The sequence below is a fragment of the Aeromonas sp. R7-1 genome, from assembly GCF_040908115.1.
In the GTDB taxonomy this organism is placed as follows: Bacteria; Pseudomonadota; Gammaproteobacteria; order Enterobacterales; family Aeromonadaceae; genus Aeromonas; species Aeromonas caviae.
Genome location: NZ_JBFODD010000064.1, coordinates 236,707 through 260,675 on the forward strand (window position 1 = coordinate 236,707; position 23,969 = coordinate 260,675).

Genomic DNA, 23,969 nt, shown 5'->3' on the forward strand with positions numbered 1-23,969 from the left:
CAATAACCCTGTAATCTGCAGGTTCCGCCGACTGACGATTTGTGGTAAAAAGCAGCATTTCCACGTCTTGCCGCACCGCCGGGTCTTGATCCCGAGGCGGCTCATGCCCATATAGACTGGGAACTGCCCCCTGGGGGCAGATGAGGGGACCGTTTCGGCGGCCCTCAAAGACGTAAAGATGACGTCGCTTCCCGGCGACCCAGAAAGGTGAAGTAGATGAATACCAAGTTTGATGAACTGCTGGAGTTCCCCTGCAAGTTCCCGTTCAAGGTGCTTGGCGTGGCCGATCCCGCCCTGCCCGACATGGTGGTGGAAGTGCTGCAGCAACATGCTCCCGGCACCTACAGCCCGACCGTTCAACCGAGCTCCAAGGGCAACTATCACTCGGTACGGGTGACGGTCACCGCCCAGAGCAAGGAACACATCGAGGCCATGTATACCGCCCTTGGCAAGATCGAGCTGGTTCGTTACGTCCTGTAAGTTGCCTCTCTCGCCCCGCCACCGGGGCGACTGATTATTTGCCGCCCGGTCGCAGTGGCGACCGTACCGACACCGCGCCGCCAGTGAGGAAAGATGTCACTCGAAACGCCCGCCGAGCCACAACCGTCAGCCGGCCAACTGCTCGTCAGACAGCTGGGCCGTCGCCCCTACCAGCCGGTGTGGGACGCCATGAAGGCGTTCACCGACAATCGCACCCCCGACACCCCGGACGAGTTCTGGGTGGTGGAGCATGACCCCGTCTACACCCAGGGTCAGGCCGGCAAGGCCGAACACCTGCTCGCCCCGGGCAACATCCCGGTGGTGCAGAGTGATCGCGGCGGCCAGGTGACCTATCACGGCCCGGGCCAGCTGGTGCTCTACGTGCTGGTGGATGTGCGCCGCAGCAAGCTCTCTGTACGGGAGCTGGTGACCTGCCTCGAAACCGCCATCATCAACACGCTCGCCAAAAGCAATATCGAGGCCTACGCCAAGGCCGATGCCCCGGGCGTCTACGTGAAGAGCGATCTGGGCATGGAAGCCAAGCTGGCGTCCCTGGGTTTGCGCATTCGCAAGGGGTGCTCGTTCCACGGGTTGGCCCTCAACGTCAACATGGACATGACTCCCTTCCTGCGCATCAATCCGTGCGGCTATGCGGGCATGGCCATGACCCAGACCAGCACCCTGGGCGGCCCGCAGAGCGTCGCCGAGGCACAGTCCCTGCTGGTGACGGAGCTGGCCCGCCTGATTGGCTACCAAGAGATAACGAATACCGAAGAGGCGGCATGAGCAACCCCATGCCCCGTGGTCACGAGGGAGCCGCGAGGCCCCTGGTGACCGTCAACCAGACAATAACAAACACCGAGAGTGAATCATGAGCAAACCCGTTCGTATGGAGCCGGGCGTCAAGCTGCGCGATGGCGACAAGATGGCCCTGATCCCGGTGAAATTCATGCCGGATCCCAACGAGGAAGTGCTGCGCAAGCCGGAGTGGATGCGGATCAAGCTGCCGCCGTCGAGCCAGAAGATCGAGCACATCAAGAGCACCCTGCGCAAAAACAAGCTGCACTCTGTGTGTGAAGAGGCTTCCTGCCCCAACCTGGCGGAGTGCTTCAACCACGGCACCGCCACCTTCATGATCATGGGCGCCATCTGTACCCGCCGCTGCCCCTTCTGCGACGTGGCCCACGGCCGTCCGTTGCCGCTGGATCCGGAGGAGCCGAAGAAGCTGGCACTCACCATCAAGGAGATGAACCTCAAGTACGTGGTGATCACCTCGGTGGACCGCGACGATCTGCGGGACGGCGGTGCCCAGCACTTCGCCGACTGCATCCGCGAGATCCGCGAGCACAGCCCCCAGACCCGCATCGAGATCCTGACCCCGGACTTCCGTGGCCGGATGGAGCAGGCGCTGGAGGTGTTCCGCGAGACCCCGCCTGACGTCTTCAACCACAACCTGGAAACCGCCCCGCGCATGTACCGGGTTGCCCGTCCGGGCGCCGACTACAAGTGGTCTCTGGAGCTGCTGCGCCGCATCAAGGAGATGCACCCCCACGTGCCGACCAAGTCCGGTCTGATGATGGGCCTTGGCGAGACCAACGAGGAGATCGTCGAGGTGCTCAAGGATCTGCGCGAGCACGGCGTCAACATGCTGACCCTGGGCCAGTATCTGCAACCGAGCCGCCACCACCTGCCGGTGAAGCGTTATGTGCCGCCCGCAGAGTTCGACGAACTCAAGGATGTGGCCATGGATCTCGGCTTCAGCCACGCCGCCTGCGGTCCCTTCGTGCGTTCCTCCTACCACGCAGACCTGCAAGCCAAGGGGGAAGAGGTCAAATAAGCCTCTTTTCCTGCTGGCAGAAAAAAGAGCGCCCCTGGGCGCTCTTTTTTATCGCCGTCACCTCGCAGGCAGCGGTTGTTCCTTTGTGATTGGCGCCGTTCTGGCGTAACGTGGCCACTCCCCTTCTCTGGAGTGCTGTGCCGGATGCCGACTCTCACCGTTCGCCTGATCCCCCTGCGTGACGCAGACTTTCCCGCCTATCGCAACTACTTCATCGAGGATTACGCCCAGGATCTTGCCAACAACCACGGGATGGCGCTGCCTGACGCCCACCGTCAGGCCGACGCCTCGTTGCAGCAGCTCCTGCCACTGGGTGTCGCCACCCCGGGTCATCACCTGCTCGCCATGGTACCTGAAGCCTCGAACGCACCGGGCGAGCCTCTGGGCTATCTCTGGCACGCCATCGACGGCGCCGCCGGCACCACCTTCATCTACGACTTTTATGTGACACCGCCCCATCGTGGTCGCGGCCTCGGCAAGGCTGCCATGGCCGCCCTGGAGGCGCAGCTCACCCCCCTAGGCATCCGCCAGATCAAGCTGAGGGTGGCCCATGACAACCCGAGGGCACTGGCGCTCTATCAGGCGCTGGGCTTCACCATCACCGGCTACAACATGGCAAAGCGTCTGGATTGAGCACCTTCATTGGGCCACCACCCGGCCCATGGCTCAGAGCGAGATGCCGGAAAAAGACATGAAGCCGAGGGACATCAGCCCGGCCACGATGAAGGTAATGCCGATCCCCCGCAGCCCCTCGGGCACATCCGAATACTTCATCTTCTGGCGCAACCCCGCAATGGCGACGATGGCCAGCAGCCAGCCCAGCCCTGAGCCCGCCCCGTAGACCACAGATTCGATGAAGTCGTAATCCCGCTGGGCCATGAACATCACCCCGCCGAAGATGGCGCAGTGCACCGTCAGCAGCGGCAGATAGATACCGAGCGCGTGATGGAGCGCCGGGAAATGTTTGTCGAGCACCATCTCCATCACCTGCACCAGCGCCGCCAGCACCCCGATATAGACGATGAAATCGAGAAAGCCCAGATCAAACTCCCCGAGGAAGGTACTCTCGGGACGCAGGATATGGCGGTAGATCAGGTTGTTGAGGGGGATGGCGATCACCATGACCACCAGCACCGTCATGCCCAAACCGAAGGCCGTGTTGATGTTTTTCGAGACGGCCAGGAAGGTGCACATGCCAAGGAAGAAGGCCAGCGCCAGGTTTTCCACAAAGATCGACTGGATGAAGAGATTGACGTAATAGTCCATGAATGAGTTCACCACTTGGTTGCAATAAGAGCACGTCCGCGCCCGGCCAACGGCCAGTCGCGAAGATGACGTTTACAGAGAGAGCTGGCGCAGCACCCGGTAATGACCACGGCAGCCGCCAGACTGCCGAGCAGCCCGGTCAGCGGTACTCAATGACGGGGATCAAACAGGCGGGCGCCCGGCTGGTGAACCTAGTCGCCCTGGCAGAAGCGATATTGCAGGTGGTGGCAGCGAAGCCGCCGTGTGTGCAGAGCGCCGAAGTAGTCGGGCCGCTGCCTTAGGTAGATGAGGGGCAGGAAGAACAGCAGGCCACAGAGCAGGCCGAGGATCTCGTGCTGGAACCAGGCCAGCAGCATCTGGTAGAGCTCGGCATGAGCGGCCCCTTCCAGTCGCCGTCCCTGCTCGAAACCAAGCCGCCACTGGGAGGCGGGCGGCAGGCTGACGTTGTCGGCAAGCCCCGGGTTCGCTGGCTCATGGAACAGCATCGGCCGCTCCTGCCCTTGCGTCTCCATTCCCTTAGTTGCAACGACCCCTGCCGCCGCAGCAGCGGCAAGCCAGAGAAGGCAGGCGATGGCAAGCACCATCGGCCATGACGAGGGGCGGCGAGAGGATGACAAGGGGGCGGTCCGTCAAGAAAAATTACAGGTGGAATATATCACAATACCGTCACTTATTGCATTTTCCACCATGAGATATCAGAAAGGTTGATATTAAACACCGCCCCATTCCCTAAAACCGACAAGGTTGCACCACCTTGAGAAAGCGACTTTCATCTTCCCCAAGGTGAGGGCTCACCCCTGCTGGAAGGCCTGGTGGTAGCGCACTTCACCACTGGGCATGGCAGCGCCGAACGAGCAGGCCATGAAGTACCCGGCTGGCACGCCGGGCAGCGTCAACCCCGACTCGGGCACGAAACCGAAACGGCCGTAGAAGCCGGTATCCCCCAGCACCACGCAGCCAGCCGCCCCCATCCCCTTGAGCTCGGCCAGACCCACCTCCATCAGCCGTGACCCCAGCCCCTTGCCGTGCAGCGCAGGAGAGACCGAAATGGGACCAAGACCATACCAGTGCGGGCTGCCATCGCTGATGGTGACCGGCGAGAAGCAGAGGTGGCCGACCACCCGCCCCGCCTGCTCCGCCACCAGCGACAGGCTGAGTGCCCCGGCCTGGCGCAGGTCACGCACGATCAGCTGCTCGTTGTGATCGGTATGGGGGGCATTGAGGAACGCGGCCACGGTCAGCGCTTCAATGGCGTCGTGATCGGCGCCTGTTTCGGACCGAATGATGATGTTCATAGGTTTTCTCCGTTTGTTATCTTGCAATGGATGGCCTGATCAGACTGTCTGCAGGCAGCAGATCACATAACCGTAGCTGCCCAGGTATTGGCGGTGGATGGCCACTTCCCGGCTCAGATCCTGCCAGGCGGGGCTATCCCCCAGCTCGGCACGGTGGCGCGCCAGATTGCGCTCGATGGGGTCCAGATAGTTGTCCCAGGCCCTTTGCGGCAACGGGGTGTGCCACAGGCAGCGATAACCCGCCTCCTGCACCGTTTTGAGCAGGCCCGCCAGGGTCTGCATGGCGGGATAATCCCGCTGCCAGAACGCCAACGCCTCCTCTGGCGGCGTGTCCGTCAGCCACACCAGGTCGCTCAGCACGATGCAGGCATCAGGGCCGGCAAGGTGCGCCCGCCAGGCTTTGAGCGCATTGGCCACCCCTATGGTGTAGGCGCTCCCCTCGGCCCAGATGAGATCGGCGGGGGCCAGATCTGCCGGCAGCGCCGCCATGTTGGCGCGCAGGGTAGTGACCTGACTCAGCCCCGCCGCACTGGCGCTACGAGCCACGGCGGCCAGCGCCTCCTCGTCCAGATCGATGGCTACGATGGTGGCGTCCGTCACCTGTGCCAGCGCCAGGGTGGCGGCGCCGCGCCCGCAGCCCATGTCGAGGATCCGGCGAGGCTGGCTGGGCAGCGCGGCAAATTGCTGCTGGGTGAAGAGGCTATCGCCCGGCCCCCAATAGCTCATGCCATCCAGCAGCAGCTTGAAATCCCGGATATAACGTTCATGTTCATTCATGTCTTTGCTGAGCCACTGCAGGTGGTAACGCTCTTTTTCACTGAATCCCTGCTTCATCACCCAGGCAAAGTAGGCCTGCGGGGCTTGATGCTGCAGTTGCCGCTGCCAGGCCTTGAACTCGTCGCCGGAGTGCGCACGCAAACCGGCGAGATCCGCCAGCAGATCCCGGGCGCGTTGCATCCGCGCCAGCTCTTCATCCAGCTCCCTGACCCGGGCTTCCAGCGTTGCCTGCTCCAGCTCGCCCGCCAGGCAGGCGAGGCACTGCTTGAGGCTGAGCCCGCCGGCCTGCAGGGCCTGTACCATCCGCAGCCGCTGCAGATCGTCATCGTCGTAGTGGCGATAGCCGTTGGCGCCCCTCGTGCCCGCAATCACCCCCAGCTTCTCGTAATAGAGCAGGGTGGAGCGGGCCAGGCCGCAGCGCCGGGCCAGTTCGGATATTTTCATGACAGCGACTCGCAGTGGGGTCCGTGACCCGATGAAGGGAAGCTTAAACTGTGAAGCAATAGACGGGTCAACGACAACATCCGGGTTCACACCATAAAAAAACGGCCACCCTGAGGTGGCCGTCATCGACAGCAAGAGAGACTCGCGGGATCAGAGGCCGGCGGCTTCCAGATGCTCCACCAACAACTGCACGCTGCGGTTGCCACGCCACTCGTTGACGCCGAGCCGGTAGACCAGCCGCACCCGCTTCACCGAGGCATCGGGCCAGCGCTGCAAGTCGACGCCAAAGGCGATGGCATCCACCGCGTGGCCGGAATCCGTGGTCAGCATCATCTTGAGGTGCTTCTCCCCCACCAGCCGCTGCTGCACCAGCACGAATTCCCCGTCAAACAGCGGCTCGGGAAAGGCCTGACCCCAGGGGCCGGAGGCACGAATAAGCTCCGCCAGCTCGAGGGTGAGCTCGTCCGGCAGCAGCTCGCCATCGGTGAGCAGCACCCCGGTCAAGAGCTCAGGGGTCACCAGCTCGCCGATGACCGCCTCGAAGGCACGGCCGAAGGCCTCGATATTGGCCTTGGGCAGGGTCAGCCCGGCCGCCATGGCGTGGCCGCCAAACTTGCCCATCAAGCCGGGGTGGCGGGTATCGAGCAGTTCCAGCGCATCGCGCAGGTGCACCCCGGGGATGGAGCGGCCAGAGCCCTTGAGCTCGGTCTCGCTGCTCTCGGCAAAGGCGATGACCGGGCGGTAGTACTTCTCCTTCACCTTGGAGGCCACCAGCCCCACCACCCCCTGATGCCACTCGTTTCGGTGCAGCACGATGCCGGAGGGCACCTCGCCGTCACGAAAACGGATCTGCTCCAAAGTGGCGAGCGCCTCCTGCTGCATCCCCTGCTCGATCTCCTTGCGCTCCTGGTTGAGGCTGTCCATTTCGGAGGCGAACTGGCGCGCCAGGTTGATGTCGTCACAGAGCAGACAGGCGACTCCGAGGGACATGTCATCGAGCCGGCCCACCGCGTTGAGGCGCGGCCCCAGCGCAAAGCCGAGATCGGCAGCGCACAGGCGACGACCGTCGCGGCCCGACACATCCACCAGCGCCTGGATGCCGGGGCGACAACGGCCGGCCCGGATCCGCTGCAACCCCTGATGAACCAGGATGCGGTTGTTGCCATCCAGCGCCACCACGTCGGCCACGGTGCCGAGGGCCACCAGATCGAGGTAATCCGCCACGTTGGGCGCGCGCAGCCCATGGCGCTCATACCAGCCGCTCTGTCGCAGATGGGTGTTGAGGGCCGCCATCAGATAGAAGGCGACCCCGACCCCGGCCAGGGACTTGGAGGGGAAGTCGCAGCCATGCTGGTTGGGGTTCACTATCGCGTCGGCGTCAGGCAGCTCCTGACCCGGCAAATGGTGATCGGTAACCAGTACCTGCATGCCTGCCGCCTTGGCCGCCGCCACCCCGGCGATGCTGGAGATGCCGTTGTCCACCGTGATCAGGAACTCGGCGCCGCGGGCCACCGCCAGCTCGACGATCTCCGGGGTGAGGCCATAACCGAACTCGAAGCGGTTGGGCACCAGAAAATCGATGTGACGACCACCCATGGCGCGCAAAGCCAGCACGCACAGCGCCGAACTGGTGGCGCCGTCGCAGTCAAAGTCACCGACGATGAGAATGCGTTTTTGCGCCGTCAGCGCCTCGGCCAGCAGCGGCACCGCCTGCGCCATGCCGAACAGACGCTGGGGCGGCAGCAGCGAGCTGGCGCTGCGCTCCAGCAGGGCAGGGTCTTCGACCCCGCGACTGGCGAAGATCTGGCGAAGCAGCGGGTGCAGGGTGGCGGGCAGATGGGAATCATCAACTCGCGGACGACGACGGATTTGCAGGGGCATTGATGTGATCCAGTATCTTGAGCAGTTGTTCGGGGCTCTGGTAACCGCGCACCAGGTCGCCATTGGGCAGGACCCAGCTCGGTGACGCCTTGATCCCGAGCCATTGGCTCAGGCCGATATGATGGGCAAGGATCGCATTACAGCCGCTCTCAGGCAAACGATCGCTGAAGTTGAGTTCGCGCAGCAGACCGGGATCGCACCAGCTAGCCTGATCCGAGGCGGCGACAGGCGCAGGCAGCAGTTGCACGCTCACGCCCCTCGCCTGCAAGCGGGGCAACTCCTCCAGCGCGATGCGGCAAGGACCGCAGGCGAGATCGGTAAACAGGGTGAGGCGGTGGCGTTCAGGGGTGGCCTTGAGCCAGAGCCGGGCCTCCCCTATCTGGGAGAGCGCCAGCCTGCGTTGCTGCTGCTGGCTGAGCCGGGTGAGGTTTCTCATGTCGTGGGCCAGATCCAGCATGGAGCCCTGCAGCACATAGTCTCCCCTGGCATCGCTGTAGAGCAGTCCCTGGGCCGTGCCCAGCAGATAGAGGCCCGGCATGGGGGTCTCGTCCACCAGGTAGACCTGCACACCGAGGCGCTGCTCTATGGTCTGTTTCAACACATGGGGGTCCATCCCCGCGCTGGCCGCAAAAGCGCACAGCAGCATCATTCCCAGCAGTAAATATCGCATCAGCTCATTCACTTGGCATGATTGAAGGGTCTCATAAGGTAACCCAGACAATTCCCTCTCCCAAAGACCTTAATTAGTGATCGATTAATAACGTCCGCAAGAAAAAATCACGGGATGACAGGTTGCCAATCGGGCTTGAGCCCCGCAAGCTAATCAGGACGACGGGAGACATCTTTAGTCATCCCTCTGTTTTGCTGATGTTTTATTATTCAAATCGACGTGCACTCAGGTGGCATGTCGTCCATTTCTAGGGGGAAAAATGAGTCTGATTCAAGAGTTCAAGGCCTTTGCATCCAGGGGCAATGTGATCGACATGGCGGTCGGTATCATCATAGGTGCCGCCTTTGGCAAGATTGTCTCCTCCTTCGTGGGAGACGTGATCATGCCCCCCATCGGGCTGATCCTGGGGGGCGTGGATTTCAGCGATCTCGCCGTGACCCTGAAGGCCGCCGAAGGGGATGCTCCTGCCGTGGTCATCGCCTATGGCAAGTTCATCCAGACCTGTATCGACTTCCTGATCATCTCCTTCGCCATCTTCATGGGGCTCAAGGCCATCAACACCCTGAAGAAGAAGCAGGAAGAGGAAGCCGCTGCCCCGGCCGGCCCCACCAAGGATCAGGAGCTGCTGACCGAGATCCGCGACTTGCTGAAATCCCAGCAGGGGAAATAACCGTTTCCTCCCTGTCGTGTGCTGAAAAAAACCGCCTTCGGGCGGTTTTTTGTTGCAAGGCAGGTGAGGCGATCAGGCTCTGGGGTGGTGCTGGCCGTGCAGTGCCTTGAGCCGCTCGTTGGCCACGTGGGTATAGATCTGGGTGGTGGAGAGATCCGCGTGGCCCAGCAGCATCTGCACCACTCGCAGATCGGCACCGTGATTGAGCAGGTGGGTGGCGAAGGCGTGACGCAGGGTGTGGGGGGAGAGTTCCCCCCTGATGCCGGCTCTCAGGGCATAGAGCTTGATGCGGTGCCAGAAGGTCTGGCGGGTCATCATCCGGGCCCGCTTGGAGGGGAACACCACGTCCGAGCTGGTGCCACCCAGCAGCAGGGTGCGCCCCTCCCGATAGTAGCGCTCCAGCCAGTGCACTGCCTCCTCCCCCATGGGCACCAGGCGCTCCTTGTTGCCCTTGCCCACCACCCGCACCAGCCCCTGGCGCAGGCTGACGTGTTCGGCGGTCAGCCCCACCAGCTCGGACACCCGCAGCCCGGTGGCGTAGAGCAGCTCGAGCATCGCCTTGTCCCGCAGCTCCAGCGGGTCGTCCACCAGGGGCGCTTGCAGCAGCGCCTCCACCTCGGCTTCGCTCAGATCCGATGGCAGCTTTTTGGGGAGCTTTGGCCCCTCCAGCAGCACGGTGGGATCGTCGCTGCGCAGCTTCTCGCGATTGAGGTACTGGTAGAAGCGGCGCAGGGCCGAGAGGAAACGGGCCGTGCTGCTGGCCGCGAACTGATGGTCCACCCGCCAGGCGAGGTAGTGCTGGATGTCATCCAGCCCCGCCAGCAGCAGGGAACCGCCTTGTTCATCGAGCCAGAGGGCAAATTTTTCCAGGTCGGTGCGATAGGAGCTGACCGTGTTGTCGGAAAGCCCCCGCTCCAGCCAGAGGGCGTCGAGAAACGGCTCGATCAGGGGATGGGATTCTGCTTTGCTCATGGTGCGCCGCGCTCAGGGAAACAGGTCGCCATTGTAACGTGCCGACCCACCCGGGCCGCAAGGCAAGGCTGCACATCCCCTCAGGCGGTGAAGAGCCCGGCGCAATCTGCTAGACTGGCGCCCTCCCCCCGGGCGCCGCTGTGCCGGTCACGCCCCTTGCCGACTGCGATCAAGAGAAGAGCGATGAAGATAGGTTTGTTTTATGGCTCCACCACCTGCTACACCGAGATGGCCGCCGAGAAGATCCGCGCCCTCATCGGCCCCGAGCTGGTCGATCTCCACAACATCAAGGATGTGCCCCTCGCACGCATGCAGGAGTACGACATCCTGATCCTGGGCATCTCCACCTGGGACTTCGGCGAGCTGCAAGAGGACTGGGAATCTCGCTGGGAAGACATCGCCGACCTGCATCTGGAGGGACGCATCATCGCCCTGTTTGGCATGGGCGATCAGCTGGGCTATGGGGAGTGGTATCAGGATGCCCTCGGCCTGCTGCACGATCAGCTGGTCCCCAAGGGGGTCAAGCTGGTGGGCTACTGGCCCAACGAGGGGTACGAGTTTGACGCCTCCAAGGCGCTCATCGACGATGGCCGTCACTTCGTCGGGCTGGCCCTCGATGACGCCAACCAGTACGACCAGACCGAGTCCCGTATCGAGCAGTGGGTCGACCAGATCCTGAACGAGATCCACGAACTGCTCTGATCCTGATCGCCTGGATGTTCGACGACGCCAGCCAATGGACGACCAGACCGACCCCGTATCGAGCAGTGGGTCGACCTCATATAAAACGAGCGCCATGAGCGGCGCCAACCTCCCCTGCCGGTAGCCTGCGCTCGGGCTGCCGGGCGCATAAATCGCACCGATTTTCTCGTTTGGTATCATCGGCTGACGCTATAGCGACTTTTTGCTTCTGGTCTGCAACAATGAGGTCGACACCCCATAACAACACAACGCCGGGTGTCGGAAGCAAACGGACAGACCAGAAAAGGATATTCTATGACTTCATTCTCCCTGTTGGCCCCCGCCATCGCCCGCGACGTGCTCGATCACGCGCTGGCGCTGGGTGCCGATTTCGCCGAGCTGTTTGTGGAGCGCAAGCGCCGCAGCCAGCTCAGCCTGCTCTCCAGCCAGATAGAGAACATCAGCGGTGGTCTCGACTTCGGTATCGGCGTTCGCCTGTGCTACGGCCACAAGGTGCTCTACGGCTACACCAACCTGGCCGATCGCAACGAGCTCTTGCGCATCGTTACCCTGCTGGCGGCCAAGGACAGGCGTGACCCCGTGGTCACCGCCACCGCCTTTGACTTCACCCGCCTGACCGACCGTAACCCGATCGCTCTGCCGCTGTCGGCCGACAAGCTGCTGGAGCAGAAGATCGCCTACCTGCATGCCATGGACGCTGCGGCCCGCGCCGAGAGCGACAAGGTGAGCCAGTTCTCGGGCAACGTGCTCGGCTGGGAGCAGGAGGTGGAGATCTTCAACAGCGAAGGGGTGCAGGTGAGCGATCGCCGCCACTACAACCGCATCATGGCCCAGACCATCGCCCTGGACGGGGGCGAGCAGAGCGTAGGTTATGAAGCCCCCGGTGCCATGAAGGGATGGGAACATGCCGAGAGCATCGATCCCCGCGAGCTGGCTCTCACCGCCACCCGCCAGGCACTGGTGAAGCTGGGAGCCGCCCCCTGCCCTAGCGGCAAGCTGCCGGTCATCATGGAGAGCGGCTTTGGCGGCGTCATCTTCCACGAGGCGTGCGGTCACCTGCTGGAGACCACCTCGGTGGCCAAGAAGGCATCCGTGTTCCACGACAAGATGGGCCAGCTCATCGCCAACCCCGCGGTCAGCGCGGTGGACGAGGGCTTGCAGGGCAACGCCTGGGGCTCCATCAACGTCGATGACGAGGGGATGGCGACCCAGCACACCCAGCTCATCAAGGATGGCGTGCTGACCGGCTTCCTGGTGGACAGAATGGGGGCCCTTCGCACCGGCTACGCCCGCACCGGTTCCGGGCGCCGGGAATCCTACAAGTTCGCCCCCGCCTCCCGCATGCGCAACACCTATATCGAACCGGGCAACTACAGCCTCGACGACATGCTGGCAACCGTGGAACACGGCATCTATGCCAAGCGGATGGGGGGTGGCTCTGTGCAGCCCGGTACCGGCGAGTTCAACTTCAACGTGCAGGAGGCCTACCTCATCGAGGGGGGCAGGATCACCCGGCCCCTCAAGTCGGCCACCCTGATCGGCACCGGCCCGCAGGTATTGAAGGAGATCTCCATGGTGGGGCGCGATCTGGCCCTCTCCGCCGGCATGTGCGGCTCGGTCTCCGGATCCATTCCCGCCTCGGTCGGCCAGCCGCCGCTCAAGGTTGACAATATCCTGGTCGGAGGGAACGCCTGATGAGCCAACTCGACATGAACCAACTGCTTGCCCGTCTGCTGGACCAGGTCGCCGATCTGGGTGCCGAGGCCGACATCATCGCCAATCAGGAGAAGGCCTTCTCCCTCAAGGCCGACAAGGGCGAACTCAGTGAATACAAGGTCACCAGCAGCCAGCAGATCGGCATTCGCCTCATCAAGGAAGGCCGGGTCGGCATCGCCTATTCCGAGTCCCTCGACGCGTCGGCCCTGGACGCCATGGTGCAAGATGCGCTCGATGCGAGCCGCTTCGCCAAGGTGGACCCGGATCAGCGCATCACAGTGCAGCAGAGCAGGCTCATCACCGACTGCGCCGAGATACATCAGGCCGACACCACGGCGGTGGAAGAGAAGATCGCCCTGACCCTGCGCCTCGAGTCCGACATGCTGGCCCTGCCGGACGTGACCGGCGCCCCCTACAACGGCTTCTTCGAGGGGGAGAGCCGCCTCTGGCTTGCCAACAGCCAGGGCAGCATCTGTGAACATCAGGAATTCAGCGTCGGCTGCCACAGCTCCGCTCTCATCGAGCGGGAGGGCCGCCAGTCCATGCACTACCAGGGACAGTACGCACGGCGCTTCGACGAATTGGAGAGCCAGCCTCTCATCCGCCAGATCCACGCCGTGGCCGATGGCCTGCTGATGGGTGAGGCGGTGCCAAGCGGTCGCTACAGCGTCATCTTCAGCACCCACTGCTTTGCCAGCCTGTTTGGCTGCTTCCAGTCCGCACTGTCTGGCAAGTGGGCCCAGCAGGGGATCAACCCCTGGCGCGACAAGCTGGGCCAAAGCGTGGCTTCTCGCTGGCTCACCCTGGAGAGTCGTGCCTATATGCCGGGGGGCATGAAGATCAAGGCGTTTGACGGCGAAGGGGCCGCCACTTCGGATCTCCTGCTCATCGGCGAGGGGGAGCTCAAGACCCTGCTGCACAACAGCGCCACCGCCCGCCACTTCGGCGTGACGAGCAACGGTGCAGCCGCCCGCAGTGCCCGCAGTGCCCTGGACGTGGCCCCTCGTCACCTGGTGTTCGGGCTCGGCCCCCACGGCGAGGCCGAGGTACAAAGCGGTGTGTACCTGGAGCTGGTCAAGCTGGACGGCCTGCACTCCGGGGCCGATGCGGTGAGCGGCGACTTCTCGTTCGGCGCCTCCGGCTTCCTCTGCCGAAATGGCGAGCGCGTGGCGCCGGTACGCGGCATCACGGTGGCGGGCAACTTCTATCGCCTGCTCGGGGAGTTGGAAGCGGTCGGCAACCAGCTGCACCACGACGATGGCAAGGACTTCTATGCCCCGCTGATCCGCTTTGGCGGGCTCAGCATCGCCGGCAAATAAGAGGGGGAGCCTTACTCGGCTCTTCCCCCTTCAAGCGGCGCCATCAGGCGCCGTTTTTTTATCCATGGCGCCCCCCGACAGCCACTTCTAACCTCAAAGAGCCACCGACCGCGTTGGCCGGAAACTCTGGAGAATACGACGATGGACAACACCCTGGTCTGGGCCGACATTCCGACACGGGATCTGGATCGTGCCATGGACTTCTACTCGGCCCTGCTCGATGTGCAGGTCACCCCCATCCAGGAAGAGACCATGCGCTTTGCCATGCTGCGCCACGACGGCAGCAACGCGGCGGCCTGTCTCGGCCCCATGGACAAATATCACCAGCCCGGCGGTGCCGGTCCCCTCATCTATCTCTCCCTCGGTGACAGGCTGCAGGAGGCGGAGCTGCTGGTCCCACGGCTCGGCGGGCGGGTGCTGGAGCCTCTGCACAGCATCGGCAGTGGTCATGGATCCCGGGTCATCATCGAGGATACCGAAGGCAACTGGCTGGCCCTCTATGCCCCACCAGCCAGCTGACGTCCGGATACGCAGAAACAACAACGGCGACCATCAGGTCGCCGTTGTTGTTTAACTGCACTTGCCGGCCATTACGCCTCTGGATTGAGGCGGGTCGGGATGCCGGTACGCTGTTCCAGCACCTGCTTGACCACGTTGGAATCGCTGTCAGCGTGGGCGATGAAGCGGGTGGTCGCCGGGGTCATGGGCAGCGGCACGGAGGCGGTGGAGTTGAACTCTTCCTCGGTGCGCGACAGCGGCTCGTGCACTTCCATGTAGCGACCGCCATCCGGCTCGACCGTGGTCTTGACCGGCTGGTTGACGAACTGGACGCGGGTGCCGACCGGCACGTGATCGAACAGGTACTTGATGTCGTCGGCGCGCAGGCGCACGCAGCCGCTGCTCACCCGCAGACCGATGCCGAAGGTGGCGTTGGTGCCGTGGATGGCGTACAGGTTGCCGATGTAGAGCGCGTGCAGGCCCATGGGGTTGTCCGGGCCGGCCGGCCAGACCGCGGGCAGGGTCTTGCCCTGGGCGGCGTAGCGGCGACGGATATTCTCGGTCGGGGTCCAGGTCGGGTTGGCACGCTTGCGCTCAACCTTGGTGATCCAGTTCTCAGGGGTGTTGACCCCGAGCTGGCCGATGCCGATGGGCAGCACATGCACCACGTTCTTGCCCTTCGGGTAGTAGTAGAGACGCATCTCCGCCACGTTGATGACGATCCCTTCGCGGGGAGCGTTGGGCAGGATCAGCTGATGGGGAATGATCAGCGTGCTGCCCGCCTTGGGCAGGTAGGGGTCGACGCCCGGGTTGGCTTCCATGATGTTGGTCAGACCCAGCTGGAAGTCGGAGGCGATCTGCTCCAGCGGACGGTTGTCTGCGGGCACCACGTATTCCTGGTTCTCACCGATCAGGCGGCTGTTGGCTGCAGGCAGCTGGTATTCAACGGCGGCGGCCTGCTGGCTGACCAGCGCCAGCGTACATAAAAGAGCCGAAGCGGCAATGCGAAGGGGATTCATAAAATTCCTGTATGGTTTCCTGTTCCTGTGGGCCTTTGCCCTGCTCATCATCGGTCTCTTGTGGGCCCGTCACCGGGGACCAACAACCGAGCGCGCATTCTTTCCCGAGCAGGGCAAAATTTCAACTTGGAGATGGTCTTTTTCGCCGAAAAGATCCATTTCACCGCCAACTCGGGGGCATCTTTCACCCCTTGCACTCTAGCAACCCCAGTCTGAGCGTAAAATGAACATGGCGCAGGCATGCCAAGGCCGTCCCAAATTGCATGACGAGGCGGTCACGAGTACAATCTCGCACCCCGTATATCCGGAGTATCGAGTCACCTCCTGCTCCGATGTACCCCCATCGGATGGCCGTGCGTCGAAGACGGTCGCGCCACCGATGAACCCACACGACGCCATCAGGTGGCGCCGTCCTGATTTGCAATCAGATAAAAGAGTCCAACATGTTCAGACCAGAATTGCTCTCCCCTGCCGGAACCCTCAAGAACATGCGCTACGCCTATGCCTATGGCGCAGACGCCGTCTATGCGGGCCAGCCGCGCTACAGCCTGCGGGTACGCAACAACGAATTCGATCACGAGAATCTGCAGCTCGGCATCAACGAGGCCCATGCCCTCGGCAAGCAGTTCTATGTGGTGGCCAACATTCAGCCCCACAACTCCAAGCTCAAGACCTTCATCCGCGACATGCGCCCCGTGGTGGATATGAAGCCGGATGCACTCATCATGTCCGATCCCGGCCTCATCATGATGATGCGCGAAGCCTTCCCCGACATGCCTATCCACCTCTCGGTGCAGGCCAACGCGGTCAACTGGGCCACGGTGAAGTTCTGGCATCAGATGGGCCTGACCCGTGCCATCCTCTCCCGCGAGCTGTCTCTCGACGAGATCGAGGAGATCCGCATGCAGGTGCCGGAGATGGAACTGGAAGTCTTCGTCCACGGGGCGCTGTGCATGGCCTACTCCGGCCGCTGCCTGCTCTCCGGCTACATCAACAAGCGTGACCCCAATCAGGGCACCTGCACCAACTCCTGCCGCTGGGAGTACAAGGTGCACGAGGGCAAGGAAGATGACGTGGGCCAGATCGTCCACCGCCAGGAGCCCATCGCCGTGCAAAAGGTGGATCCGACCCTGGGCGCAGGCAAGCCGACCGATGCCCTGGTGCTGCTGGAAGAGTCTAACCGCCCGGGCGAGTTCATGACCGCGTTTGAAGACGAGCACGGCACCTACATCATGAACTCCAAGGATCTGCGCGCCGTCGAGCACGTCGAGCGCCTGACCAAAATGGGCGTTCATTCGCTGAAAATCGAAGGCCGTACCAAGTCCTTCTACTACTGCGCCCGTACCGCACAGGTCTATCGCAAGGCCATCGACGATGCGGTGGCTGGCCGTCCATTCGATCCGACCCTGATGGGCACCCTCGAGAACCTGGCCCACCGCGGCTACACCGAGGGCTTCCTGCGCCGTCACAACCACAGCGAATACCAGAACTACGACTACGGTTACTCCGTCTCCGACACCCAGCAGTTCGTCGGCGAGATCACCGGTCGCAACGGTGACATGGTCGAAGTCGAGGTGAAGAACAAGTTCCTGCTGGGCAACAGCCTGGAGCTGATGACCCCCCAGGGCAACCTCAGCTTCAACCTGGAGCAGATGCAGAACCGCAAGGGCGAGCTCATCGACACCGCGCCGGGTAACGGCCACGTGGTCTACGTGCCGGTTCCCAAGGAGATCGACGTGAATTACGGCATCCTGCTGCGCAACCTCGGCGAGCGCGAGGATACCCGTCAACCTCACTCGGCGGCCTGAGATGGCACTGCTCATCACCGACAAGTGCATCAACTGTGACATGTGCGATCCGGAGTGTCCGAACCAGGCCATCACCCTGGGGAGCAAGATCTACGAGATAGACCCGGATCGCTGCACCGAATGCGTCGGCCACTATGAGAAGCCGACCTGCATCAGCGTCTGCCCCATCGACTGCATCATCTGGGATCCCGCCCACGTGGAGACCGAAGATCAGCTGATGGAGAAATTCGTGCGGATGCACAGGCAGTAGCTGTAGCACCTGCATCAGCGTCTGCGCCCCATGGACGGCATCCTCCGGGATCCCGTCCATAGGGTGGAAACCGAAGATCAGTTGATAGAGAAGTTCGTGCGGATGCACAGGCAGTAACGCCTGCATCAGCGTCTGCGCCCCTTGTACGGCATACTCCTGGATCCCGTCCATAGGGTGGAAACCGGAGATCAGCGGATGGAGAAGTTCGTGCGGATGCACAGGCAGTAGCTGTAGCACCTGCATCAGCGTCTGCGCCCCATGGACGGCATCCTCCGGGATCCCGTCCATAGGGTGGAAACCGAAGATCAGTTGATGGAGAAATTCGTGCGGATGCACAGGCAGTCAGTGTCTGACACTCGCGGGTGTATTATCCAGAAATAGAAAAAGCCGGGCATGCCCGGCTTTTTCTATTGCGCTGCCCTTCCCTCAGGGTTTGACCAGTTTTTGCAGCGCCTCGAGTTCGCGCTGGGCTTCCAGCAACTCGGCCTGGGACTCCTCCAGCTTGGACTGCTTCTTGGCAATCTTGTCCGGCTTGCCCGATACCCGTGCGCTCTGCAACTCGGCCAGCCGCTCTTCCATTTCTTCCCTCTGCTTGACTACCTTGCGTTGCTGCTCCTCAAGGAGCCCGGCATCGGTACAATGGGCCTCCAGGTTGCGCAGTGCCCGCTCAAGGCCGGCTACCTGCTCCTGGTTGTTGTGCGCCCTGGCGAACGCAAGCTGATCCGCCACGGCCTGCTGTCTGGCCTTGCAGCCGATGTTTTCACTACCATAGGCTTGTCCGGCCAACAACAATAAGCCTATTCCGGCGATCTTCCACATAACAACCTCTTTGTTCTGTCATACTGGATGGCCGTCCATGAGACCTGACTCCCTGTGTGAGGTCAAGACACACGGGGCCGGGCTACGACAGAGTGTGCTCTGCATCATGCCGGGCCGCTTTCGCCAAAGCTACAATGGCCCTTTCAATCAGGAGAGCCACATGACCCAACACATTCTCATCATTGCCAACGGCGCCCCCTATGGCAGCGAGTCCCTGTTCAATGCCCTGCGCCTCGGCATCGCCCTCAAAGAGGAGGGGAAGGTAGACCTCAACCTCTTCCTGATGTCGGATGCCGTCACTGCGGCCCTCGCCGGGCAGGCTCCGGCCGAGGGCTACAACCTGCGCCAGATGCTGGAGATACTGCTGGCTCAGGGCACCCGGATCCGGCTTTGCAAGAGCTGCACCGATGCGCGCGGCATCACCCCGCTACCCCTTGTCGAGGGCATAGAGATAGGCACCCTCCCCTTGCTTGCCCAATGGACTCTGGCCGCCGACAAGGTGCTAACCTTCTAGCCGTCAGGGCCCGGCCCGGACCAGTGCTGGGCGCGAGGTCCGGGTACTCAGACCATAGAGCATCAGGATCACCAGGCAGAGCAGCGCCATCAGGGCGTAAAGCCAGCTCCCGCCCCAGTGGGCCAGCACCCAGCCTCCCAGCAAGGCCCCCATGGCCACCCCGAGTCCGGAGATGGAGGCCGCCCCGAAATAGCTCCCCTTCAAATGACCAGGCGCCATCTGATCGATCAGCACATTGAGCAAGGGGAAGAGGATGCACTCCCCGACGCTCAGGAGGATCACCGCCACTATCCAGTGCCACCAGATGGCGGTATCCCCCAGCGCAAACTGCAACTGGGCGCCGAGAAAGAGCGCCACCCCGAGTTGCAGCTTGCGCCGCGTGGACCAGCGGGCAGTCAGGTGCAGCAGGGGGAACTGCAGCATCACTATGGTCAGCGCATTGGTCGTCACCAGCCAGCCGATGAGCCGCTCCACCTCCGGCGTCCCCGCGCGGGTCAGATACTGGATGAGGGGCGACTCGAACTGGGCGTAGACCAACATCAGCAGCAGATTGGCCATGATCAGCAGCAGAAACCCCCTGTCCTGCCAGAGCACCCGCAGCACGGCACGCATGCCGGGCCCGGCCGCCTGGCTGGTGTGGCAACCCGCCAGCCTGAACCCGATGACAAAGACGATGCCAAGCAGCAGATAGCTGGCACTGAGCAACAGGAAGGTCTCCTGACGCGCACTCAGGCCATAGGTGACGCCGAGCAGAGGACCGATGGCCGCCCCCAGGTTGAGCAGGAAATAACGCAGGTGCAGCGCCAGCTCACGGGCTTTGGGCTCGGCCAGATTGTCGGCCATCAGTGCCTTGCCCGGTGAGTCGATGAGTCCGTAAGAGAGTCCGCTGCCGATCACCCCGAGTGCCAGCCAGCCCACCTGGTGGGAGAGGCCGAGCAGGGCCACACTGGCGGCGGACACCAGGCAGCCGAACAGCAGGATGTTGCGCCGCCCCCATTTGTCCGAGAGCCAGCCGCCATAGAAGCTGACAAGCGTGGAAAGCGCCGCCGTAGCCCCCAGGATCAGGCCTATCAGGGTCGCCGAAAGTCCGTAGTCACGGTAGAGCAGGATGGAGAGAAAGGGCCAGACCATGAAGAAGGTGGTACGCACCATGAAAGTGCCCAGGATGACGATCCAGACCAGGGAAGGAAACTGCCTGAGGTAGGCCCATGACATGCTGCAATTCCTTTTGCCAACGAAGCGGGGTCGTCCCTTATATCAAGGGGCGCCAAAAGGAACAAGGAGACAATCTGCGCCATGCCGGGCGACAGGCACAAAAAAGCCGACCCAAGGGTCGGCTCTTTCACATACGGCAGCCTTATTCGGCAGCCGGCTCTTCGACGGCAACGGCAGCAGGAGCAGCAGCCGCTTCGGTCGGTGCGTTCGCTTCCTTGATGGAGAGACGCACACGGCCCTGACGGTCCACTTCCAGTACCTTCACCTTCACCACGTCACCGATTTTCAGGAAGTCGGCCACGTTCTGTACGCGGGCATCGGTGATCTGGGAGATATGCACCAGACCGTCTTTACCCGGCAGGATGTTGACGAAGGCGCCGAAGTCAGCCAGGCGCACGACCTTGCCTTCGTAGATGCGGTTCACTTCGATCTCGGCGGTGATGGCCTCGATGCGGCGGATCGCTTCCATGGCGGCTTCGTTGGCCACGGCGGAGATGCGAACGGTACCGTCATCATCCAGCTCGATGTTGGTGCCGGTCTCTTCGGTCAGTGCACGGATCACGGAACCACCCTTGCCGATCACGTCCTTGATCTTCTCAGGATTGATCTTGATGGTGTGGATGCGCGGTGCGAAATCGGAGATCTGAGCACGGGGAGCCTGGATAGCTTCGTCCATCACCTTCAGGATGTGCAGACGAGCGCCACGAGCTTGCTTCAGGGCAATCTCCATGATCTCTTTGGTGATGCCTTCGATCTTGATGTCCATCTGCAGCGCGGTCACACCTTCGCTGGTACCGGCTACCTTGAAGTCCATGTCGCCCAGGTGATCTTCGTCACCCAGAATGTCGGACAGCACGACGAAACCTTCTTCTTCCTTCACCAGACCCATGGCGATACCGGCAACGGAGGCCTTGATCGGCACACCGGCATCCATCAGCGCCAGGGAGGAACCACAGACAGACGCCATGGAGGAGGAGCCGTTGGATTCGGTGATTTCAGAGACCACGCGCACCACGTACGGGAACTCGGCGGCGCTCGGCATCACGGCAGCAACGCCACGCTTGGCCAGACGGCCGTGACCGATTTCACGACGCTTCGGGCTGCCCATCATGCCGGTCTCGCCGACGCAGTAGGGCGGGAAGTTGTAGTGCAGCATGAAGCGATCGGCACGGTTGCCGGTCAGCTCGTCGATGTTCTGGGCGTCACGCTCGGTACCCAGAGTGGCCACCACGATGGCCTGGGTTTCACCACGGGTGAACAGGGCAGAACCATGGGCACGGGGCAGAATGCCGGTACCGACGGAGAGGGCGCGGATCATTTCCGGATCGCGACCGTCGATACGCGGCTCACCACGTACGACGCGACCACGGACGATGCGGCTCTCCAGGCTGTGGAACTCTTCGCCGATCTTCTTGGCATCTTCTTCCACGCCGGATGCGATGACTTGCTCGACCACGCGGCCCTTGATGGCTGCGATGGTTTCGTAACGAACAGCCTTCTCGGTGATGCGGTAGGCTTCACCCAGTTCAGCGGTGGCCAGTTCGGCAACTTTGGCTTTCAGCGCTTCGTTGACGGCAGGCGGGGTCCAGTCCCAGGGCTTGGTACCGACGTCGGCAGCGAATTCGTTGATGGCGTTGATCACGGTCTGCATCTGCTCGTGACCGTAGACCACGGCGCCCAGCATCACCTCTTCGGAGAGGATGGCCGCTTCGGATTCCACCATCAGCACCGCATTGGCAGTACCGGCAACCACCAGATCCAGATCGCTCTGGGGCAGTTCGGTGGTGGTCGGGTTCAGCACGTACTGGCCGTTCATGTAACCCACGCGGGCTGCACCGATCGGGCCGCCGAACGGGATGCCGGAGATGGCCAGGGCCGCGGAGGCACCGATCATGGCAACGATGTCGGGAGAAACGGCCGGGTTCACGGACATGACGGTGGCAACCACCTGAACCTCATTGAGGAAGCCTTCCGGGAACAGCGGACGGATGGGACGGTCGATCAGACGGGAGATGAGGGTCTCACCCTCGCTCGGACGGCCTTCACGACGGAAGAAACCACCCGGGATACGACCAGCAGCATAGGTACGCTCCTGATAGTTGACGGTCAGCGGGAAGAAATCACGGCCGTGATCGGCCTCTTTCTTGCCAACGACAGTCACGAAGACACAGGTATCGTCCATGCTGACCATGACGGCCGCAGTGGCTTGACGGGCCATCACACCGGTTTCCAGTGTGACGGTGTGTTGACCGTACTGGAATGACTTTACAATAGGATTCACGTGAATTTCCTTTTAACAATTTGGCGCTTTAAATTCGCGTGCAAGTATACTTGATTCGCATCAAAAGGTAAGCGCGGACGTCAATTCTGTGAGGCAGGCAACGGCCTGCATCCTGTTTGAAACGGGCAATAAAAAAGGGGAACCTCGCGGTTCCCCTTTTTTGCGAAATCTGATGGTCGATTAACGACGCAGACCCAGCTTGGCGATCAGAGCAGCGTAACGCTGAACGTCTTTACGCTTCAGGTAGTCCAGCAGCTTACGACGCTGGGAAACCATGCGCAGCAGACCGCGACGACCGTGGTGATCCTTGGCGTGCTCCTTGAAGTGACCTTGCAGATGGTTGATCTGGGCAGTCAGCAGGGCAACTTGCACTTCGGGGGAACCGGTGTCGTTGGCGCCACGAGCGTTGTCGGCAACGATTTGAGCTTTGATCTCAGCATTTAGAGACATGGTATTACTCCAGTAGAGTGTTTAAAGGTTCACAGCCAATCTCTAATTCAGCCGTGAAATGAGGGCGATATCATAATCGTCCCCGCCCCTTTTCGCAACGGGAAAGACGCGTGACAGACCGATACCGCCTGAGGATCACTCCTCGTCGTGGTAGCGAACAAGACGCTTGGGCGCCACGCGCCCCTCGTCATCGATCTCGCCAACCCCGATGAATTCGCGCTCCGGGCCAACCGTCATGCGGACCTGGCCACTTTGGGGGCTACCTGCCACCTGCACGGCCTGACCCTGGTTCACATAGGCGGCCACGGCGACCAGCATGTTCACCTCGGGCAGAGAGGCCACGGCGGTGTCCATCGGCAGCAACAGGGGATCCAGCTGCTCCCGTGGCGGAATGCTTTCGGCCTTGGCCTGCTCGAAGATACACTCGAGCTGCTCCAGGGTCAGCATCCGCTCGTAGGGGTAGCTCGCCACCTGGGTGCGACGCAGCTGGGTGACGTGAGCGCCACAGCCCAGCACTTCCCCCAGATCGTCCACCAGGGAGCGGATATAGGTACCCTTGCTGCAATGCACTTCCAGCTTCACCTCGTCCCCCTCGAAGCCGAGCAGCTTGAGTTCGAAGATGGTGATGGGACGGGCTTCCCGCTCGATCTCGATCCCTTCACGGGCATATTCGTAGAGCGGGCGGCCGTTGTGCTTGAGGGCGGAGTACATGGACGGCACCTGCATGATGGGGCCGCGGAACTGGTCCAGCGCCTCGATCAGGGTGCCCACCGCCACGTTCACCGGGCGGGTGGAAACCACCTCGCCGTCGGAGTCGCTGGTATTGGTGCGCTCGCCCAGCTTGGCGGTCACCTCATAGCGCTTGTCCGCTTCCAGCAGATACTGGGAGAACTTGGTGGCCTCCCCGAGGCAGATCGGCAACATGCCGGTGGCCAGGGGGTCCAGGGCGCCGGTATGGCCAGCCTTGGCGGCGTTGTAGATCCGCTTGACCTTCTGCAACACATCGTTGGAAGTCAGGCCGGTCGGTTTGTCCAGCAGCAGGATGCCGTGTACGTCACGGCCTTTGAAACGACGTCTACGAGACAT

Annotated in this window: 25 protein-coding genes; 12 read left to right on the forward strand and 13 right to left on the reverse strand. The window is 62.3% G+C overall.

The genetic code is table 11. The features are described from left to right. Window positions 1-216: 216 nt before the first annotated feature. From ybeD to AB5Y51_RS19885, 4 genes are all read left to right on the forward strand, one after another. Window positions 217-480: a DUF493 family protein YbeD gene (ybeD, locus tag AB5Y51_RS19870; RefSeq protein ID WP_010673756.1), complete on the forward strand. Its 264-nt coding sequence runs from the start codon at window positions 217-219 to the stop codon at window positions 478-480. A gap of 93 nt (window positions 481-573) precedes the next feature. Beyond that, window positions 574-1,266 carry a lipoyl(octanoyl) transferase LipB gene (lipB, locus tag AB5Y51_RS19875; RefSeq protein WP_041215660.1) on the forward strand — a complete coding sequence of 231 codons (693 nt, stop codon included), beginning with the start codon at window positions 574-576 and terminating at the stop codon, window positions 1,264-1,266. A gap of 85 nt (window positions 1,267-1,351) precedes the next feature. Continuing rightward, entirely contained in the window at window positions 1,352-2,317 is a 966-nt protein-coding gene (lipA, locus tag AB5Y51_RS19880; protein WP_039041111.1) for a lipoyl synthase, read from the forward strand. 144 nt (window positions 2,318-2,461) lie between these two features. Then, window positions 2,462-2,950, forward strand: coding sequence for a GNAT family N-acetyltransferase (locus AB5Y51_RS19885; RefSeq protein ID WP_280094285.1), 489 nt, complete (start codon window positions 2,462-2,464; stop codon window positions 2,948-2,950). A 33-nt stretch (window positions 2,951-2,983) separates the two neighbouring features. Here the strand turns inward: AB5Y51_RS19885 and nqrE are convergent, their stop codons facing one another. The 6 genes from nqrE to AB5Y51_RS19915 form a co-directional block, all read right to left on the reverse strand. Further along, window positions 2,984-3,583 carry an NADH:ubiquinone reductase (Na(+)-transporting) subunit E gene (nqrE, locus tag AB5Y51_RS19890; RefSeq protein ID WP_010673752.1) on the reverse strand — a complete coding sequence of 200 codons (600 nt, stop codon included), beginning with the start codon at window positions 3,581-3,583 and terminating at the stop codon, window positions 2,984-2,986. 191 nt (window positions 3,584-3,774) lie between these two features. After that, window positions 3,775-4,068: a hypothetical protein gene (locus tag AB5Y51_RS19895; protein WP_010673751.1), complete on the reverse strand. Its 294-nt coding sequence runs from the start codon at window positions 4,066-4,068 to the stop codon at window positions 3,775-3,777. 306 nt (window positions 4,069-4,374) lie between these two features. Continuing rightward, entirely contained in the window at window positions 4,375-4,878 is a 504-nt protein-coding gene (locus AB5Y51_RS19900) for a GNAT family N-acetyltransferase (protein ID WP_368179058.1), read from the reverse strand. A gap of 39 nt (window positions 4,879-4,917) precedes the next feature. After that, window positions 4,918-6,099 carry a MerR family transcriptional regulator gene (locus tag AB5Y51_RS19905; protein ID WP_368179060.1) on the reverse strand — a complete coding sequence of 394 codons (1,182 nt, stop codon included), beginning with the start codon at window positions 6,097-6,099 and terminating at the stop codon, window positions 4,918-4,920. A 150-nt stretch (window positions 6,100-6,249) separates the two neighbouring features. Next, window positions 6,250-7,980, reverse strand: coding sequence for a single-stranded-DNA-specific exonuclease RecJ (gene recJ / locus AB5Y51_RS19910; protein WP_368179061.1), 1,731 nt, complete (start codon window positions 7,978-7,980; stop codon window positions 6,250-6,252). Beyond that, window positions 7,946-8,650, reverse strand: a complete 705-nt coding sequence (locus tag AB5Y51_RS19915; RefSeq protein ID WP_039041117.1) for a disulfide isomerase DsbC N-terminal domain-containing protein — start codon at window positions 8,648-8,650, stop codon at window positions 7,946-7,948. The genes recJ and AB5Y51_RS19915 overlap by 35 nt, the downstream gene beginning before the upstream one ends. A 259-nt stretch (window positions 8,651-8,909) precedes the next feature. On the opposite strand from AB5Y51_RS19915, the gene mscL reads away from it, so the two are divergent. Then, entirely contained in the window at window positions 8,910-9,320 is a 411-nt protein-coding gene (gene mscL, locus AB5Y51_RS19920) for a large-conductance mechanosensitive channel protein MscL (protein ID WP_010673746.1), read from the forward strand. Between the two features lie 72 nt (window positions 9,321-9,392). On the opposite strand, the gene xerD is transcribed toward mscL, so the two are convergent. Further along, entirely contained in the window at window positions 9,393-10,292 is a 900-nt protein-coding gene (gene xerD, locus AB5Y51_RS19925) for a site-specific tyrosine recombinase XerD (RefSeq protein WP_042014490.1), read from the reverse strand. Window positions 10,293-10,475: 183 nt separating this feature from the next. Between xerD and fldB the strand changes: the two genes are divergently transcribed. The 4 genes from fldB (at window position 10,476) to AB5Y51_RS19945 (ending at window position 14,548) form a co-directional block, all read left to right on the forward strand. Continuing rightward, window positions 10,476-10,994, forward strand: a complete 519-nt coding sequence (gene fldB / locus AB5Y51_RS19930; RefSeq protein WP_049636563.1) for a flavodoxin FldB — start codon at window positions 10,476-10,478, stop codon at window positions 10,992-10,994. 294 nt (window positions 10,995-11,288) lie between these two features. After that, a complete protein-coding gene (locus AB5Y51_RS19935) occupies window positions 11,289-12,689 on the forward strand; it encodes a TldD/PmbA family protein (protein WP_041212515.1) in 1,401 nt (466 codons plus the stop codon). Further along, window positions 12,689-14,029, forward strand: a complete 1,341-nt coding sequence (locus AB5Y51_RS19940) for a TldD/PmbA family protein (protein WP_368179064.1) — start codon at window positions 12,689-12,691, stop codon at window positions 14,027-14,029. Before AB5Y51_RS19935 ends, AB5Y51_RS19940 begins: the two co-directional genes overlap by 1 nt. Before the next feature lie 141 nt (window positions 14,030-14,170). Next, the gene (locus tag AB5Y51_RS19945) at window positions 14,171-14,548 is read left to right on the forward strand and encodes a VOC family protein (protein WP_010673739.1); all 378 of its coding nucleotides are present in this window, start codon (window positions 14,171-14,173) and stop codon (window positions 14,546-14,548) included. Window positions 14,549-14,619: 71 nt separating this feature from the next. Here AB5Y51_RS19945 and AB5Y51_RS19950 read toward each other — a convergent pair whose 3' ends face one another. Next, window positions 14,620-15,546, reverse strand: coding sequence for a L,D-transpeptidase family protein (locus AB5Y51_RS19950; RefSeq protein ID WP_041212511.1), 927 nt, complete (start codon window positions 15,544-15,546; stop codon window positions 14,620-14,622). Window positions 15,547-15,989: 443 nt separating this feature from the next. Between AB5Y51_RS19950 and yegQ the strand changes: the two genes are divergently transcribed. Both yegQ and AB5Y51_RS19960 read left to right on the forward strand, forming a co-directional pair. After that, window positions 15,990-17,354 carry a tRNA 5-hydroxyuridine modification protein YegQ gene (gene yegQ, locus AB5Y51_RS19955; RefSeq protein ID WP_010675357.1) on the forward strand — a complete coding sequence of 455 codons (1,365 nt, stop codon included), beginning with the start codon at window positions 15,990-15,992 and terminating at the stop codon, window positions 17,352-17,354. Between the two features lies 1 nt (window position 17,355). Beyond that, complete coding sequence (locus tag AB5Y51_RS19960) at window positions 17,356-17,604, forward strand: YfhL family 4Fe-4S dicluster ferredoxin (protein WP_010675358.1); 249 nt, start codon at window positions 17,356-17,358, stop codon at window positions 17,602-17,604. A gap of 426 nt (window positions 17,605-18,030) precedes the next feature. Here AB5Y51_RS19960 and AB5Y51_RS19965 read toward each other — a convergent pair whose 3' ends face one another. Continuing rightward, a complete protein-coding gene (locus AB5Y51_RS19965; protein WP_368179066.1) occupies window positions 18,031-18,423 on the reverse strand; it encodes a DUF1090 domain-containing protein in 393 nt (130 codons plus the stop codon). A 160-nt stretch (window positions 18,424-18,583) separates the two neighbouring features. Between AB5Y51_RS19965 and AB5Y51_RS19970 the strand changes: the two genes are divergently transcribed. Then, window positions 18,584-18,937, forward strand: coding sequence for a DsrE/DsrF/TusD sulfur relay family protein (locus tag AB5Y51_RS19970; RefSeq protein ID WP_010675361.1), 354 nt, complete (start codon window positions 18,584-18,586; stop codon window positions 18,935-18,937). 3 nt (window positions 18,938-18,940) lie between these two features. On the opposite strand, the gene AB5Y51_RS19975 is transcribed toward AB5Y51_RS19970, so the two are convergent. The 4 genes from AB5Y51_RS19975 to truB form a co-directional block, all read right to left on the reverse strand. Then, the gene (locus AB5Y51_RS19975; protein WP_041212507.1) at window positions 18,941-20,152 is read right to left on the reverse strand and encodes an MFS transporter; all 1,212 of its coding nucleotides are present in this window, start codon (window positions 20,150-20,152) and stop codon (window positions 18,941-18,943) included. A 142-nt stretch (window positions 20,153-20,294) separates the two neighbouring features. Beyond that, the gene (gene pnp, locus AB5Y51_RS19980; RefSeq protein ID WP_029314766.1) at window positions 20,295-22,433 is read right to left on the reverse strand and encodes a polyribonucleotide nucleotidyltransferase; all 2,139 of its coding nucleotides are present in this window, start codon (window positions 22,431-22,433) and stop codon (window positions 20,295-20,297) included. A gap of 180 nt (window positions 22,434-22,613) precedes the next feature. Then, window positions 22,614-22,883 (reverse strand): 30S ribosomal protein S15, encoded by a 270-nt coding sequence (rpsO, locus tag AB5Y51_RS19985; RefSeq protein ID WP_010675364.1) that lies wholly within the window; start codon window positions 22,881-22,883, stop codon window positions 22,614-22,616. A 135-nt stretch (window positions 22,884-23,018) separates the two neighbouring features. Next, a complete protein-coding gene (gene truB / locus AB5Y51_RS19990; RefSeq protein WP_010675365.1) occupies window positions 23,019-23,969 on the reverse strand; it encodes a tRNA pseudouridine(55) synthase TruB in 951 nt (316 codons plus the stop codon).